Genomic DNA, 15280 nt, shown 5'->3' with positions numbered 1-15280 from the left:
GGGGGTCAGCGCGGGACCTCGACCGGGACCTCGACCGGGATCTCCGGGCCGAGCGTGGCGCCCTGCAGCAGCCGCAGGTCGTCGCCGGACCAGAAGCTGCCCGGGTCGTACCAGTTGCGCGGCCGGTCGGCCGGCAGCAGGCCCATCGCGGTGTAGGTGGCGGCCACCAGCTCGGCGCAGAACACCGTCTCGGCGGCGGTGCCCCGGCGCAGCCGCCCGTTGAGCCAGCCGCCGACCAGCCCGCGGGTGGTCGGGAACGGCCGGCCGTCGAACCGCGCGACGGTCCGCAGGACGGCGTCCTCCATCTCCCGGGTCACCCCGCCGTCGTCGGCCGGGCCGACCAGCTGCCGCAGCCAGGCGCGCTGGCCGTAGCGCTGCCGCCAGGTGCGGACGGCGTCGCGCAGGTCGTGCAGCTGCACGCCGCGCTGGTGCTGCCCGGTCCAGGCGTCGGGCAGCGAGCGGCCGAGCTCGGCGTGCCACAGCAGCGGCGGGAGGTCGTCGAGGACGACGGCCATGCCCACGTGGTTGACCGGCGCGTTGGTCAGCGCCCGGATCGCCCGGTCGGCCACCGAGGCGCCGCGGAACACCCAGACGTCGCCGGTCCGGGTGAGCTCGACCGCCTCGTCGAGGGAGAGCGCGCGGGGCCGGGACACGCGGCTACGTTAGGCGACCGTGCGGGCACCCAGGCGGACGTGGAAGCTGCTCGGCCTCGCCGGGCTGGCCGGGGTCGCGGCCACCGGCGCGGTGCTGGCCCGCGACGAGCGGCAGCGCCGGGCGCACACCCCCGAGGACGTCCGTGCCCGGCTGCACGAGCGGCACGCCGCCGCCGCGGCCGCCGCGGGGGACGGCGGGCCCGGCGACGAGCCGCCCGGCCCGGTCGAGGTGCCGCCGCGCCGCCGGTTCCCCCGGATCCGGTTCCGGTCCCGCCGCGTTTGACCCGTCGGGGGCCCGGTCATGCCCAGCGAGTGGCCGGGGACGGGGCGAGCGACGGAGGCGGGGCGTACCGGGCCTTCCGCGACGTCGGGGGCCGGCACCCCGCGGTCGAGAGCGTCGGCGAGCGGCTGCTCGGCGCGTTGCTCGACCGCGCCCACCTGATCCCGCCGCGGCTGGTCGGCCCGCTGGTCGCGCAGGAGCTGCACCGCGCCGGCGCCGAGGAGGTCGCGATCCTGCTGCAGGACGTCGACCAGGTCGACCTGCACCCCCTGACCGGGCCCGGCCTGTCGGGCAAGCCGGTGCCCATCGCCGACGGCCCGGCCGGCGCCGCGTTCGCCGGCGACCGGATGGTCGACGAGCCGCTCGCGGACGGCCGGGTCCGGCTGCACCTGCCGATGCTCGACGGCTCCGACCGGGTGGGCGTCCTGTCCGTGGTGCTCCGGGCGCCGACCGAGGCCGACCGGCGGCTGGCGCAGCGCGCCGCCGGACTGGTCGCGGACCTGCTGGTCACCAAGGACGCCTACACCGACACCTTCGCCCGCGTCCGCACCCGGCAGCCGATGACGCTGGCCGCGCAGCTGCAGTGGCAGAGCCTCCCGCCGCTGTCGATGACCACCCCCGACGTCGACCTGTCGGGCATCCTCGAGCCGGCCTACGAGGTCGGCGGCGACAGCTTCGACTACGCGCTCGACGAGCACGTGCTGCACCTCGCCGTCTTCGACGCCATGGGCCACGGCCTCACCGCGGCGGCGATGGCCTCCGTCGTCCTCGCCGGCTACCGGCACGGCCGCCGCCGCGACCTGTCCCTGACCGAGACCTATGCCGAGATGGACCGGGTCGTCGGCCAGCTCTTCCCCGGCCGGTTCGCCACCGGGCAGATCGGCCGGCTGGACACCGAGACCGGCGAGCTGAGCTGGGTCAACGCCGGGCACCACCCGGCGCTGTGGGTGCGCGGCGGCCGGGTCGTCGGCGAGCTCACCGGCCGGGCCAGCCGGCCGATCGGCTTCGGCAGCGCGGACCCCGAGGTGCACACCGTCGGGCTCGAACCCGGCGACCGGGTGCTGTTCTTCACCGACGGCGTCGTCGAGGAGCGCCTCGACGGCGGTGAGCAGTTCGGGGAGGCCCGGCTGCGGGAGCTGATCGAGGCGACCACGTCCGAGGGCCTGGCCGCCCCCGAGACCGTGCGCCGCCTCTCCCATGCGCTGATGGCCGCCCGGGCCGGCCGCACCAGTGACGACGCCAGCCTGCTGCTCGTGGAGTGGAAGGCACCGCCGCGCGACGACGAACTGGCGCCCGACATCCCCGAGGCCCGCCCCACGGGGGCCGACAGCCGCCGCTGACGACTCCCCGGACGCCCCGGCAGACGCAGCGCCACCGCCACACCGGGCCGCGCACCGGCCCCTCCTCCCGCGGTCCCGCCGGGCCGACACTGCTCGCGCCGTCACGGGGGACCGTCCTCGGGAGGGAGCGCACCGTGTCCGACCACCCCAACCTGATCCGCATGCGCGAGGGCTACGAGGCCTTCGGCAAGGGTGACCTCGACCGCCTCCGGGAGCTGTGGCGCCCGGACATCCGCTGGCACGAGCCGGGGGACAACGCACTGTCCGGCCACTACGCCGGCGTCGACCAGGTCTTCGCCCTCTTCGGCCGGCTGTTCGAGATCACCGAGGGCAGCTTCCGGGTCGAGGTTCGGGCGACCTTCGCCGACGACACCGACGGCGTCGCGGTCGTGCGGCTCACCGCCCACCACGGGGACCGGGACATCGACGTGGTCGCCGCCCACCTGTTCCGCTACGACGAGGACGGTCGCGTCGCCGAGTTCCAGGAGGCGCACACCGACCAGGCCGCGGTGAACGCGTTCTACGCCTGATCCTCAGCCGGCGGGGAGCGCCGGCCCCTCGTCCTTGAGCGCCACGCCCGACGCCCCCAGTTCCCGCGCGGCCGACAGCAGCGCGGCGACGGTGTCGGCGGCCTGCGCGTAGGACAGCCCGTGGGGTGGGCGGACGTTCGAGACGCAGTTGCGCTCGGCGTCCACCCGCCCCGGCCGCGGGTCCCAGGTGAGGTAGACGCCGAGCGAGTCCGCCGACGACAGCCCCGGCCGCTCGCCGATCAGCACCACGACCGCGCGGGCGCCGAGGGCCTCCCCCACCGCGTCGCCGAGGGCCACCCGCGCCTGGGTGGCCACGACCGGCGGCGCGAGCGTCCAGCCGGGCAGCCGGTCGCGCAGCGCGGCGACCAGGCCGGGCCCGTGCGCCTGCACCGCGCGGGGCGAGAGCCCGTCGGCCAGCACGACCGCCAGGTCGGCGTCGGCCCGCGGCAGCGCCGTCCCCTCGGCGAGCCGCCGGCCCAGGTCGGGACGCTGCAGGTAGGTGGCCCGGTCGGGCGCGGCCGAGGCGACGACGAGCACCTCGCCGCCGAGGTCGGTCCGCAGCGCGTCGACGTCGAGCGGCGAGTGGACGGCGTCGCGGGCGGCGGCGTGCGCGGCGCGGAACTCCAGCTCGCGGGCGGTGGGCAGCGCGTCACCGGCGCGGCCGAGCGCCACCCGCGCGCGGGTCGCCGACCGCAGCACCGACCACGGGTCGTCCCCGACCACGGTGCCATTGTCGCGATCAAGGCTCTCCTGGGTGCCTTTGTCGCGGTAAAGGCTGTTCTCGGTCACGGGGTCGCCGCCGCGAGCAGGGCGCGGGCGGCGGGCGCGTCGGGGGCCAGCTCGCGCACCCTGCCGCCGTCGTCGAGCAGGTCCATGCGGGCCAGCCACGCCTCGAACTCCGGCGCCGGCCGCAACCCCAGCACCTGGCGCGCGGTGAGCACGTCGGAGAACGACAGCGACTGGTAGTGCAGCATCACGTCGTCGGCGCCCGGGACGGCGATGACGAACGAGCAGCCGGCCGCCCCGAGCAGCAGCGTCAGCGTGTCGGTGTCGTCGCCGTCGACCTCGGCGTGGTTGGTGTAGCAGACGTCCACGCCCATCGGCAGGCCGAGCAGCTTGCCGCAGAAGTGGTCCTCCAGGCCGGCGCGCAGCACCTGCTTGCCGTCGTAGAGGTACTCGGGGCCGATGAACCCGACGACGGTGTTGACCAGCAGCGGCTCGAAGTGCCGGGCGACGCCGTAGGCGCGGGCCTCCAGCGTCTGCTGGTCCACCGGCCGCCCGCCGATCCCGAGGTGGGCGCCCGCCGACAGCGCCGACCCCTGCCCGGTCTCGAAGTAGGTGACGTTGTCGCCCACCGTGCCGCGGCCCAGCGCGAGCGCCCCGGCGCGGGCCTCGGCGAGCAGGTCGAGGGTGACCCCGAAGCCGCGGTTGGCCTCCTGGGTGCCGGCCACCGACTGGAACACCAGGTCCACCGGCGCGCCCTGCTCCAGCGCCCGCAGCGTGGTGGTCACGTGGGCCAGCACGCACGACTGGGTGGGGATGTCGTAGCGGCTGATGACCGCGTCGACCAGCTCGAGCAGCGCCACGGTGCGGGCCGGTGAGTCGGTGGCCGGGTTGATGCCGATGACGGCGTCGCCGGAGCCGTGCAGCAGCCCGTCGAGGATCGAGGCGGTGACCCCCACCGGGTCGTCGGTCGGGTGGTTGGGCTGCAGCCGCGACGCCAGCCGACCGGGCAGGCCGATCGTGCTGCGCAGCCCGGTGACCACCCGCGTCCGCCGGGCGACGGCGACCAGGTCGGCGGTGCGCATCAGCTTCGACGTCGCCGCGACCATCTCCGGCGTCAGGCCGGGCGCGAGCGCGCTGATCGCCGCCTCGTCGCCGGCCGCCGTCCAGGCCAGCAGCCGGTCACGGAACTCCCCCACCGTCAGCGACGCGGCCGGGGCGAAGGCGGCGGCGTCGTGGGTGTCGAGCACCAGCCGGGTGACGTCGTCCTCGTCGTAGCCGACCACCTGCTCGTCGAGGAAGGTGGCCAGCGGCAGGTCGGCCAGCACCGTCTGCGCGGCCACCCGCTCCTCCGCCGACTCCGCGGCGCACCCGGCGAGCACGTCCCCGGAGCGCGGCGGCGTCGCCTTCGCCATCAGCTCCACCAGCGACGGGAACTCGAAGGTGTGCCCGCCGAGGGTGGCCCGTCGTCTCACTCCAGCTCCTCCTCCGCGGCGGCGAGCAGCTCGAACTCCTCCTCCGGCGCGGAGGCCACCAGGTGGTGCCGGCTGTAGAGGGCGAACCAGGCGAGGAAGACGACGTAGGCCGCGAGCGTCCACAGTGCGGCGGTCACGTCGACGAGGAAGGTGGCCACCACCGCGGCGGCCGCCAGCACCAGCGCGACGCCGGTGGTCGCCGTGCCGCCAGGGGTCCGGTACGGCCGCGGGAGGCCGGGCTCCCGACGGCGCAGCACGATGTGGCTGAGCATCATCAGCACGTAGGAGACCGTCGCCCCGAAGACGGCCATGTTGAGCAGCATCGCGCCCTGGCCGGTGAGCGAGAGCACGAAGCCGATGGCGCCGGGGACGAGCAGCGCCAGCACCGGCGCCTTCCGGGAGTTGGTCACCGACAGCGCGCGCGGCAGGTACCCGGCGCGGGAGAGCGCGAAGGTCTGCCGCGAGTACGCGTAGATGATCGAGAAGAAGCTGGCCACCAGCCCGAACAGGCCGGCGTAGTTGACCACCCGGGTGAGCCCCTCGGAGGCGCCGGCGCCCGCGAGCGCGTCGACCGGCGGGTTGCCCGAGCCGGCGATCGCCTCGGACCCCGCCGCGCCGGGGGTGAACACCAGCATGAGGACGGCGAGCACGACCAGCACGCCCATGGCCGCGACGATCCCGCGCGGCATCGACCGGGCCGGGTCGCGGGCCTCCTCGGCGGCCAGCGGCACGCTCTCGACGGCGAGGAAGAACCAGATCGCGAACGGGAACGCCGCCCAGATGCCCATCAGCCCGTACGGCAGGAAGGACGAGGCGCCGGCCGCGTCGGTGGGCGCGATGTCGAGCAGGTTGCCCGCGTCGAACTGCGGGATGGCGCCGACCAGGAAGACCACCAGCCCGGCGAGCGCGACGACGGTGACGGCGAACATCGCCTTGAGCGCCTCGCCGACACCCATCAGGTGGATGCCGATGAACAGCGCGTAGACCACGAGGTAGACCCACCAGCCGTCGGTGATCCCGAACAGCCCGAGGGACTCGACGTAGGCGCCGATGAACGTGGCGATCGCCGCGGGCGCGATGGCGTACTCGATGAGCACCGCGACGCCGGTGGCGTAGCCGCCCCAGGGGCCCAGGGCGCGCCGGGCGAAGGTGTACCCGCCACCGGCGGTCGGCAGCGCCGAGCCCAGCTCGGCCAGCCCGAACACCATGGCGGTGTACATGACCGCCATGAGCACGGTGGCGATCAGCAGGCCGCCGAAGCCGCCCTCCCCCAGGCCGAAGTTCCAGCCGGCGTAGTCACCGGAGATGACCGCCGAGACGCCGAGGCCGGCCAGCAGCAACCAGCCCGCCGTCCCGGTGCGCAGCCGGCGCCGCTCGAGGTAGCCGGCGTCGACGCGCTCGGCCTCGACTCCTCCGTGGGCCGGCCGGGCCGGGGTGGGACGGGCGGTGGGATCGGCGGTCATGGGCGCTCCCGACGTCGGCCCGCCGTCGGCGGGGAGCGCCAGCCTGGTCCCGCGCCGGGTGCCGGGTCAACGGGGTGCGACGGAACGGAACGTGCCGTTCACGCAGCCGGCCTCACGGGATCCCGTGCCACCGCCCGCTGGTCGCGTTGCCCTCCGGCCTGGACTCGAAGACGTTGCCCGCCGTCGGCGGGGTCCGGTCGTCGTCGGCGAGGGCGAAGACCCGCAGCAGCGGGCCGACGAGCGCGTCGTAGAGCGCGGGGAACAGCCGGAAGCCGAGGATGACGACCGGGTTGGCGAAGCCGGACTGGACCAGCCGCCGCGGCCGGTCCAGCCGGGCAACGACCGAGCGGGCCACCCGCTCCGGGGAGTAGATCGGGATCGGCGGGCGGCCCTTGAGCCCGATGTAGCTGCCGGCCTGCGAGTAGATCGGCGTGTTGACCCCACCCGGTGCCACGGCGGAGACCGAGATGCCCGGGACGTCCCGGGTCTCCTGCTGCAGCGTCCGGACCATGGCCAGCTGACCCCACTTGGCGGTGGTGTAGCTGCCCATGAACGGGGTGGTCACCGACGCCAGCAGCGAGCTCACGACCACCAGGTGGCCGGCGCCCTGACGGCGGAACACCGGCAGCACCACCCGGGCGAGGTTGCCGGTGCCGTGCAGCGTGGTGTCGACGACCCGCTCGAACACCTCCTTGGGCAGCTCCTCGAGCCGCCCGTAGGCCACCACCGCGGCGGAGTGCACGACCACGTCGAGGCTGCCGAAGCGGGCGACCGTGCCGTCGACGGCGGTGCGCAGCGCGTCCTCGTCGAGCACGTCTGCCGGGCAGACGACGACGTCGGTCGCGCCCTCCGCCTTCACCTCGGTCGCGGTCTCCTCCAGCGCCTCCCGGCCGCGGGCCAGCAGGACCAGGTGCGCCCCGCGCTGGGCGAACAGGCGGGCGGTGGCGCGGCCGATGCCGCTCGAGGCCCCGGTGATCAGCACGGTCTGCGGCATGCGGCGACGTCTCCTCGGCTCGAGCTGCCGGGGAGGTGGACGGGCCCGGCGCGGACGGACCGGGAGCGCCTACCCCGATCCGTTGCCCGCCATGCGATCGAGCACGTCGAGCAGCCGGCCGGGGCCGGTGACCGCCGTCCCCTCCGGCAGCCGGGCGCGCAGGCCGCGGTCGGCGGTCACCGCGAGCACCGCCCGGCCCTCGTCGGCCAGGCCGGCGGCGGTGCGCGCCAGCGCGTCGTCGCCGCTGCCGGCCGCGCGGACCAGCCGGACGCCGTCGGGCGCCGGGACGTCGCGGGCGGCGCCCTCGACGACGACCACCACCTCCTCGACCAGCGCCCCGTCGACCCGCCGGCCGGGCACCCCGGCGAGCCGCCGCAGCAGCCGGGCGGTGGCACCGGCCCGGTCCCGCCACCAGCCGTCGGGGCGCGCGCCGACGACGTTGGCCGCGTCGACGAGCAGGACCGTCACGGCGCGGCCTCCTGTCGGGTGAACGCGGCGGGGCTCCGGTTCGCGGTGATCACCGCCGGGTACCCGCAGGTCAGCGAGGCGGTCCCGACGGGCCGCCAACGACACGAGGAGGACCGGGTGGCGACCAACGACCGTACCCAGTACGACCACGACGCGACGATGACCGGCGAGGGGGCGCACGCCACCCGCGGCCCGGCCCGCGACGCCGTCGCCGCGCAGCGCGACCGCTTCGGCGGGATCAAGTGGGGGGCGGCCTTCTTCGGCTGGCTGTCGGCCAACGGGCTGGCCGTGATCCTGATCGCCCTGGTGTCGGCGGCCGGGGTGGGGCTGGGCCTCGCGCAGGGCGTCGACAGCGTCGGCGAGGCCACCGACCAGGCCGCCGGCATCGGCCTCGGCGGCGCGATCGCCGCCCTGGTGGTGCTCTTCCTCGCCTACCTCGCCGGTGGCTACGTCGCCGGGCGGATGGCGCGCTTCAGCGGGGTGCGCCAGGGGCTGGCGGTGTGGCTGATCGGCCTGCTGGTCGTCGTGCTGCTCGCCGTCCTCGGGATCGCCTTCGGCGCCGAGTACAACGTGCTGCAGCAGCTGAACCTGCCGCGCATCCCGGTCGACGAGGGCACCGCGACCACCGCCGGCATCGTCACCCTGGCCGCGATCTTGGTCGCGACGCTGGTCGGGGCGCTGCTCGGCGGCAAGCTCGGCACCCGCTACCACCGCCGGGTGGACCGCGCCGGTTACGGCGTCTAGGAGGACCACCCTTCCCCCACGCCTCGCACGCTCGGCGTGGGCCCCTGGAGGGTGGCCGTTCCACCACGTCACCTGTCGAGCCGGTGCGGTCTCCGGGCATCGGAGACCGCACCGGCTCGACACCGGGCGGGCCTACGCTCCGCCGCATGTGCCGGAACATCCGTCCGCTGTCGAACTTCGAGCCGCCGGCCACCGACGACGAGGTCCACGCCGCGGCGCTGCAGTACGTGCGCAAGATCAGCGGTGCGACGAAGCCCTCGCGGGCCAACGCCGAGGCCTTCGACCGCGCCGTCGCCGAGGTGGCCGCCGCCTCGGCCCGGCTGCTCGACTCCCTGGTCACGACGGCGCCGCCGAAGGACCGCGCCGTCGAGGCGGAGAAGGCCCGCGCCCGCGCCGCGCTCCGCTACGGCACCTGACGCCGGGCACCTGACGCCCCAGCGGGTCGTGCACGATCGACCGCCGCCCGCGGGCATGGCGCGGGTCGGAACGGGTAGGTCGGGAACTCCGCTTCCCCGACGACAGGAGTCAAGTCATGGCCCGCAACACCCTGTCCCGCGCGCTGCACGACCTCGGCCTGTCCGCCTGGTTCGGCGGAACGCTGGCCAACGCCGTCGCCCTCAACGCCGCCGCCGGCGAGGCCGGCAAGGACACCGGCCGGGTCGCCAACGAGGGCTGGAACCGCTGGACGCCGGTGAACGCCGTCGCGATCGGCGCCCACCTCGTCGGCAGCGTCGGCCAGCTGCTCGGCAACCGCGGCCGCGTCGCCAAGCAGGAGGGCGTGGCGACGATGTCGGCGGCCAAGACGCTGCTCACCGCCGCGGCCCTGGGCGCCACCGCCTACAGCCGCTCGCTGGGCATGGTCGTCAACAGCCAGAGCAACCCCTCGGCGAAGTCGGGCACCAAGCCGACCAAGCGCACCAAGGCCGAGATCGCCGCGGCCCAGGAGCAGCTGCAGACGCTGCAGTGGGTCATCCCGGCGCTGACCGGCGCCCTGGTGTGGGTGAGCTCCTACGCCGGTGAGCAGCAGCGGCCCAGCGAGGTCCTGCGCGGCGTCTCCCGCTGACCGCACCCGAGAGCGCACCCACCCGACGACCCAGCGAGGAACCGTGGACCGCACCGACACGCGCAGCGTGACCTTCACCGGCAACCGGGTCGCGGAGGACCGGCGGCACGGCGGCGGACCGGCGGGGGCCACCCGCTGCCCCGACTGCACCGACGGGCTGGGCCAGCCGCGCCCGGTCGAGACGGGGTCGTGGCGCGACCGGGTCCGGCGCAACCCAGCGCTGGCGCTGCCCTACCGGATCGCCGTCTTCGTCGCCGGCCTCCTGTTCGTGCTGCTCGGCCTGGCGCTCACGGTGCTGCCCGGGCCGCTCACCATCCCGCCGGTCCTCGTCGGGCTGTGGGTGTGGTCCACGGAGTTCGAGTGGGCGCGGCGCATCTTCGTCACCTTCCGACGCAAGGCGGTCGCCGCGTGGCGGCACGCGAAGCAGCACCCGGTGAGCTCCCTCGCGGTGACCGTCGGCGGCCTCGCCGCCGCCGCGCTGGTGTTCTGGGCGGTGGGCCACTTCCAGCTCGTCGACCGGGCGAGCAGCGCACTGGGCCTGGGCTGACCCGCACTCCCGGCCGCCGTCCGCACCCCGCGGACGGCGGCCGGCGCGCGTCCGGGCCCGTGCGGCCCTGAGACTGGGACCCGTGGCCGGACCGCGCGCCCTCCCCGCCCGGCTGTCCTGGCTGGTGCGGCGCGGGCGGACCCCCGGCCTGCGCACCGCGAAGACCGTCCTGGCCGCGGTGCTGGCGTTCCAGATCGCCTCCTGGCTGGACACCACCAGTTCGCCGATCCTGGCGCCGCTGACCGCACTGCTGGTCGTGCAGCTGACCCTCTACGAGACGGTGGCGACGGGCTGGGAGCGGATCGCGAGCGTCACCGCCGGCGTCCTGATCGCGGTGCTGTTCGCCGCTGTGGTCGGGCTGACCTGGTGGAGCCTGGGGCTGGTCGTCGCGCTCTCGCTGCTCGTCGGCCGGCTCCTGCGGCTCGGCCCCCACCTGGCCGAGGTGCCGATCAGCGCGATGCTCGTGCTGGCGGTGGGCGGGGCGGAGGACGCGGCGCTGGGCCGCATCTGGGAGACGCTCATCGGCGCGGCGGTCGGTGTGCTGGTGAACCTGCTCGTCGCCCCGCCGCTCTACGTCCAGCCGGCCGGCGACGCGATCGCCGAGCTGGCCGAGCGCATGGCCGCCTACTGCGAGGACCTGGCGGCCGCGCTGCGCGGCCCGTGGTCGCGCCGGCTCACCGCCGAGTTCCTGGACCGCGCCCGCGGGCTCGGGACGGAGGTCGCCCGGGCCGACCGCCGGCTCGACCGCACCGAGGAGAGCGCCCGCCTCAACCCGCGGGGACGGACGGCCCGCGAGGCCCAGCCACGGCTGCGCAACACCCTCACCGCCCTCGAGCGCATCCACGTCACCCTGCGCAACCTCGCCCGCGTGCTGCTGGACCGCACCTACTTCCTGCCCGAGGACGAGGCCGACCGGGCCTGGTCGCCGGCCGCACGGGAGGCGCTGGCCGACGTGCTGGTCACCGTCGCGACGACCCTGCGCGAGGCCGGCGCCGTGGCCGCGGGCACCGCACCGGCCTCCGGCATGGACGCCGCCCGGCTCGCCGCGCAGCTCGAGCTGCGGAGCCGGCTGGCCGAGGCCCTCCTGGTCGACCCCCGGGCGGACCCGGCCGCCTGGTCGCAGCACGGCACCCTGCTCGACGCCGTGGACCTGCTGCGGGTGGAACTGGGCAGCGCGCTGCGCCCGCCGTCGGCCTCCTGGGCCCCGCCGCCGCTGGCCGGGGCGCAGCGGCTCGCCGTCCGCCGGGCGGTGGCGCGACGCCGGCGCCGCTGACCGGGGTTCAGGTGCGGGTGAGGACGACCGGGCCGTCGTCGGTGACCGCCACGGTGTGCTCGACGTGGGCGGCGCGCCGGCCGTCGGCGGTCACGACCGCCCAGCCGTCCTTCTTGTGCCGGTAGCGCTCGCCGCCGGCCAGCAGCATCGGCTCGATCGCCAGCGTGCTGCCGGCGTGCAGCCGCACCCGGTCCAGCCCGGTCTGCGGGCGGTTGGGCACGAACGGCGGCTCGTGCATCGAGCGGCCGATGCCGTGTCCGCCGTGGTCGGGCAGGTGGGCGAACCCGTGCCGGCGGGCGACGGCGTCGATGGCCTGGGCGACGTCGAGCAGCGTGGCGCCGGGGACCGACGCCGCGATGCCGGCCGCCAGCGCCTCCTCGGTCGCGGCCACCAGGCGGGCGTCCTCCCCGGTCCCGCCCGACCCGATCCGCACGGTGATGGCCGCGTCGCCGTTCCAGCCGTCGACCACGGCGCCGCAGTCGATGCTCAGCAGGTCGCCGTCCTTGAGCCGCTGGCCGCTGGGCCGGCCGTGCACCACGACCTCGTTCGGCGACAGGCACAGCGCGCCGTTGTAGGCCGTCGGCGCCCAGGCCGGCTTGTAGCCGAGGAACGACGACGTCGCGCCGGCCTCGCGGATGCAGGTCTGCGCCAGGTCGTCGAGGTCGCGCAGCTTGACGCCGGGGACCGCCGCCGCCCGCACCGCCTCGAGCGTCTGCGCCACCACCCGTCCGGCGTCGCGCATGGCGTCGAGTTCGTCGGCGGTACGGGAGGGCAGCAGGAGCAGGTCCACACCCCGACGGTACGAGACCTCTCCCGGACGTCCGTGGTGGCGGCGACGGGTGTCAGCCGGCGGGGTCGCGGCGGACGTCGGCGGGGTCCGGCGTCCGGAAGACGGTGTCCACCCGGTCGACCTGGGGTGCCTGCGCGCGGGTCGCGTCGGGACCGTCGGTCTCCGCGGATCGGTCGGGTTCCTCCCCGCCGACCCCGAAGCCCTCGGTCGGCGCCGGTCCTCCCGCGCCGGGGTCGGCGGCGGCGATCTCGTCGGGCGGACCGCTCGAGTTGGGCGTCATGGGCTCCCACATCGACGTCATGGCGCTCCGGTACCCACCCGACGCCCGGGTGGGTGACCCCAGGGTGGACGGCAGGTGACGAGGAGGTGTCTGCTGGGCATACAGACCGGATCGCGGCGGGGCGAGGGCCCAGGGGGTCCGCAGCGGGCGGAGGAGGAGCCGGACAGATGACCACCACGGGTTCGGGACAGCGGGCAGGGCGGGACACGCAGCCGGGCCCGGCGGGCGGGGACGCGTACGCCGGTGACGGCGAGCGGCGCGAGACCCACGCCGAACGGGTCGACCGGGAGCTCATGGAGCTGCTCAACGAGCTGCGCGTGGCACTGCCCGGCGTGCAGTTCCTGTTCGCCTTCCTGCTGGTGGTGCCCTTCCAGCAGGCCACGGGCCGGGCGACGGACTTCCAGCGCGACCTCTACTTCGTGACCCTGGTGGCTGTCGTGGTCGCCACCGCCCTGCTCATCGCCCCGGCAGCCCAGCACCGCGCGCTGTTCCGGCAGCACGACAAGGAGGACCTGCTGCGGCGGAGCAACCGCTTCGCCGTCCTGGGTCTGAGCGTGCTGGCCGTGGCGATCGTCGCGGCGGTGGTGCTCGTCATCGACTTCCTCTTCGCCCTCCCCCAGGCGCTCATCACCGGCGGAGTGATGGCGGCGCTGCTCGGGTGGCTGTGGATCGCCAGCCCGCTGGTGCAGCGTGCCCGTGGAGGCAGCGCCGGCGAGTGAGCCAGAGGCGCCCAGGGCCGCCCTGCGGGTCTCCTCCGGCACGCCCGGCGTCCCGGGGGCGGTGGCCGGTGGTGGGTGGAGGTCCGCATGAGCAGTGCCCGGGCGGCGGCCGTGGTGACCTGGGTGTGCGCCGCCGCGTTCGGGCTCCCGGTCATCCCGGTCGTCCTCGTCCTGGCTCGGAGCCGGGCCCTCCCCTCCCTGTTCGGGCTGTTCCCGGTGTACGGCGGGCCGTGGTCGTCGCGACTCGCCGCGGACGCACTCACCTGGCTGCTCCTCACCTTTCTCGGCGTGTGCCTGCTGGTGGCCTGGACGGCGGTCATGCTGTGGAACGGCTCGCGGAAGGGTGGCGTGCTGAACCTCGCCCTGCTGGCGGTCGAGGCCGTGTTCTGGTTCGGCTTCGCCCTGCCGGGGCCCGTGGTGCTCGGCGCTCTCCGCGTGTTCCTGGTCGTCCGCGCGTGGCCGTCCCTCCGCTGACCACGGTGTGACCCGCAGCCGGCCGGGGTCCTCGGCGTGTGCGCGCAAGGAGGACCCGCCTCAGAACGGGGGTGGGTCGTCCGGGTCACCGGCTGGTGGTCCGGTGTCCTTCGGTGGTGGCTCGGGTGCTGCCGGGGGTGGGCGTACGCCGGGTGGGCGGGTGGTGCGGGTGATGCCGGAGGGTGTGGTGACCGTCAGGGTGCCGTCGGGGTGCAGGTGGAAGCGCCAGCCGCGGGCGAAGGTCTTGAGCCGGTGGTGGGAGCGGCACAGGCAGCACAGGTTGGCGCAGTCGGTGGCCCCGCCGTGGGCGTGCGGGAGGACGTGGTCGGCGTCGGCCCAGCCGACCCGCTGGCCGCAGGTGGGGAACCGGCAGGTGCGGTCGCGGGTGCGGACGAACGCCTGCTGCGCCGCCGACGGGGTGTAGCGGTCGACCGGGTCGGGCCGGTCGAGCACCGCGCACCCGCACACCTGGCCCCGGTGGCGGTCGCAGCCTGTGCGTGCCAGCCGGCGCAGCCGGTCCAGCGTGCCGGTGGCGCGCAGGGTGCCGTCGGCGTCGGTGAGCGCCACCGTCACCGACCCGCCCTCGGGCGCCCGCACCCCGAGCGCGTCCAGCTCGCGCAGCAGCTCGCGCAGGTGGGCGGCGGTGATGGGCAGCCCGTTGACCTCCCCGGCCTCCTCGCTGTCGCCGGCCAGCGCGGCGAGGCCGGCGATGATCTGCAGGTGCGCGGTCACCGCCGGGCCGGTCTGCCACGGGCGCTGCAGCAGGTCGGCGACCACCTCCACCGGCAGGTCCGCGGCCAGCGTGGCCATCCCCTCCAGCGGCGAGGGATCCACCCGCACGTCCGCCCGGCGCCGCGCCTGCTCCTTCCGCCGGCCGACGGCGTCGGCGTCGAGGTCGAGCAGCAAGGCGAGGGCCTGCTGCTTGAGCCGGCCCACCGTCCACTGCGCGGCCGCGGGCAGCAGCGCCGCCTCGATCCGCCGTGCGATCCCCGCGTCGGCGTGTTCGAGCACGTCGACCAGCGCCCGGGCGCGGGTCTCGTCGAGGGCGCCGGCGGCCAGCGCCGCCCAGGTGGCGGGCAGGCGCTCCCGGTACACCCACGCCCGGTGCGCCAGGTGGTTGGCGGTGCCCCGGCCGCAGTTGAGCACCACCGCCAGCTCGGCGGTGAAGAACTCCGACACCCCCGGCAGCTCGGTGTCCGGCTGCCACGACCGGGCACCCGGCGTGCCCGGCGGCGGATCGTCGTCATCGGGCGAGTCGTCGGCCAGCCCGAGCACCAGCTCCGCCTCGTACGCGGCGGTCATGGCCTCCAACCGCGCGACCCGTTGCAGCTCGGCGGCCTTCTGCTCCCGCGACAACAGGGACACCGGCAGCCGGCGGAACGGCGCGGGCGTGTCGATCACCGCGGCGAGCAGCGCCTGCTCCACCGGCGACCGGCGCTCCGCGACCTCCTCCACGACACCGAA

Annotated in this window: 19 protein-coding genes; 10 read left to right on the top strand and 9 right to left on the bottom strand. The window is 75.8% G+C overall.

Annotation, left to right across the window (positions count from 1 at the left end):
* Positions 1-5: 5 nt before the first annotated feature.
* Positions 6-653 (bottom strand): hypothetical protein, encoded by a 648-nt coding sequence (locus ACI78U_RS07290; protein WP_456874621.1) that lies wholly within the window; start codon positions 651-653, stop codon positions 6-8.
* Between the two features lie 19 nt (positions 654-672).
* On the opposite strand from ACI78U_RS07290, the gene ACI78U_RS07285 reads away from it, so the two are divergent.
* From ACI78U_RS07285 to ACI78U_RS07275, 3 genes are all read left to right on the top strand, one after another.
* On the top strand, positions 673-936 hold the full coding sequence (locus ACI78U_RS07285) for a hypothetical protein (protein WP_456874620.1): 264 nt from the start codon (positions 673-675) through the stop codon (positions 934-936).
* A gap of 29 nt (positions 937-965) precedes the next feature.
* Positions 966-2273 (top strand): PP2C family protein-serine/threonine phosphatase, encoded by a 1308-nt coding sequence (locus ACI78U_RS07280; protein WP_456874619.1) that lies wholly within the window; start codon positions 966-968, stop codon positions 2271-2273.
* A 134-nt stretch (positions 2274-2407) separates the two neighbouring features.
* Positions 2408-2803, top strand: a complete 396-nt coding sequence (locus ACI78U_RS07275; protein WP_456874618.1) for a nuclear transport factor 2 family protein — start codon at positions 2408-2410, stop codon at positions 2801-2803.
* Positions 2804-2806: 3 nt separating this feature from the next.
* On the opposite strand, the gene eutC is transcribed toward ACI78U_RS07275, so the two are convergent.
* The 5 genes from eutC to ACI78U_RS07250 form a co-directional block, all read right to left on the bottom strand.
* Entirely contained in the window at positions 2807-3592 is a 786-nt protein-coding gene (eutC, locus tag ACI78U_RS07270) for an ethanolamine ammonia-lyase subunit EutC (RefSeq protein WP_456874617.1), read from the bottom strand.
* The gene (locus ACI78U_RS07265; protein ID WP_456874616.1) at positions 3589-5001 is read right to left on the bottom strand and encodes an ethanolamine ammonia-lyase subunit EutB; all 1413 of its coding nucleotides are present in this window, start codon (positions 4999-5001) and stop codon (positions 3589-3591) included. The genes eutC and ACI78U_RS07265 overlap by 4 nt, the downstream gene beginning before the upstream one ends.
* Positions 4998-6464: an ethanolamine permease gene (eat, locus tag ACI78U_RS07260; protein WP_456874615.1), complete on the bottom strand. Its 1467-nt coding sequence runs from the start codon at positions 6462-6464 to the stop codon at positions 4998-5000. The genes ACI78U_RS07265 and eat overlap by 4 nt, the downstream gene beginning before the upstream one ends.
* Positions 6465-6576: 112 nt before the next feature.
* Positions 6577-7458, bottom strand: a complete 882-nt coding sequence (locus ACI78U_RS07255) for an SDR family NAD(P)-dependent oxidoreductase (RefSeq protein WP_456874614.1) — start codon at positions 7456-7458, stop codon at positions 6577-6579.
* A 69-nt stretch (positions 7459-7527) separates the two neighbouring features.
* Positions 7528-7926, bottom strand: a complete 399-nt coding sequence (locus ACI78U_RS07250; RefSeq protein ID WP_456874613.1) for a hypothetical protein — start codon at positions 7924-7926, stop codon at positions 7528-7530.
* Positions 7927-8043: 117 nt separating this feature from the next.
* Between ACI78U_RS07250 and ACI78U_RS07245 the strand changes: the two genes are divergently transcribed.
* From ACI78U_RS07245 to ACI78U_RS07225, 5 genes are all read left to right on the top strand, one after another.
* Positions 8044-8670, top strand: a complete 627-nt coding sequence (locus ACI78U_RS07245; protein WP_456874612.1) for a hypothetical protein — start codon at positions 8044-8046, stop codon at positions 8668-8670.
* Between the two features lie 146 nt (positions 8671-8816).
* Positions 8817-9086, top strand: coding sequence for a DUF2277 domain-containing protein (locus ACI78U_RS07240; RefSeq protein ID WP_456874611.1), 270 nt, complete (start codon positions 8817-8819; stop codon positions 9084-9086).
* A 116-nt stretch (positions 9087-9202) separates the two neighbouring features.
* Positions 9203-9733, top strand: coding sequence for a hypothetical protein (locus ACI78U_RS07235; RefSeq protein ID WP_456874610.1), 531 nt, complete (start codon positions 9203-9205; stop codon positions 9731-9733).
* Positions 9734-9776: 43 nt separating this feature from the next.
* A complete protein-coding gene (locus tag ACI78U_RS07230) occupies positions 9777-10280 on the top strand; it encodes a PGPGW domain-containing protein (protein WP_456874609.1) in 504 nt (167 codons plus the stop codon).
* A gap of 82 nt (positions 10281-10362) precedes the next feature.
* Positions 10363-11553, top strand: a complete 1191-nt coding sequence (locus ACI78U_RS07225; RefSeq protein WP_456874608.1) for an FUSC family protein — start codon at positions 10363-10365, stop codon at positions 11551-11553.
* Between the two features lie 7 nt (positions 11554-11560).
* Here the strand turns inward: ACI78U_RS07225 and map are convergent, their stop codons facing one another.
* Together map and ACI78U_RS07215 are read right to left on the bottom strand one after the other, a co-directional pair.
* Complete coding sequence (map, locus tag ACI78U_RS07220; RefSeq protein WP_456874607.1) at positions 11561-12343, bottom strand: type I methionyl aminopeptidase; 783 nt, start codon at positions 12341-12343, stop codon at positions 11561-11563.
* 52 nt (positions 12344-12395) lie between these two features.
* On the bottom strand, positions 12396-12644 hold the full coding sequence (locus ACI78U_RS07215) for a hypothetical protein (RefSeq protein ID WP_456874606.1): 249 nt from the start codon (positions 12642-12644) through the stop codon (positions 12396-12398).
* A gap of 146 nt (positions 12645-12790) precedes the next feature.
* Here ACI78U_RS07215 and ACI78U_RS07210 point away from each other — a divergent pair, with 146 nt between their 5' ends.
* Together ACI78U_RS07210 and ACI78U_RS07205 are read left to right on the top strand one after the other, a co-directional pair.
* Complete coding sequence (locus ACI78U_RS07210) at positions 12791-13342, top strand: DUF6328 family protein (protein ID WP_456874605.1); 552 nt, start codon at positions 12791-12793, stop codon at positions 13340-13342.
* Positions 13343-13429: 87 nt separating this feature from the next.
* Entirely contained in the window at positions 13430-13816 is a 387-nt protein-coding gene (locus tag ACI78U_RS07205; RefSeq protein WP_456874604.1) for a hypothetical protein, read from the top strand.
* Between the two features lie 60 nt (positions 13817-13876).
* On the opposite strand, the gene ACI78U_RS07200 is transcribed toward ACI78U_RS07205, so the two are convergent.
* The gene (locus ACI78U_RS07200; protein WP_456874603.1) at positions 13877-15271 is read right to left on the bottom strand and encodes a DUF222 domain-containing protein; all 1395 of its coding nucleotides are present in this window, start codon (positions 15269-15271) and stop codon (positions 13877-13879) included.
* Between the last annotated feature and the right edge of the window lie 9 nt (positions 15272-15280).

This window comes from Geodermatophilus sp. SYSU D00710 (assembly GCF_054050195.1).
This window is presented reverse-complemented; position numbering and strand designations above follow the sequence as displayed.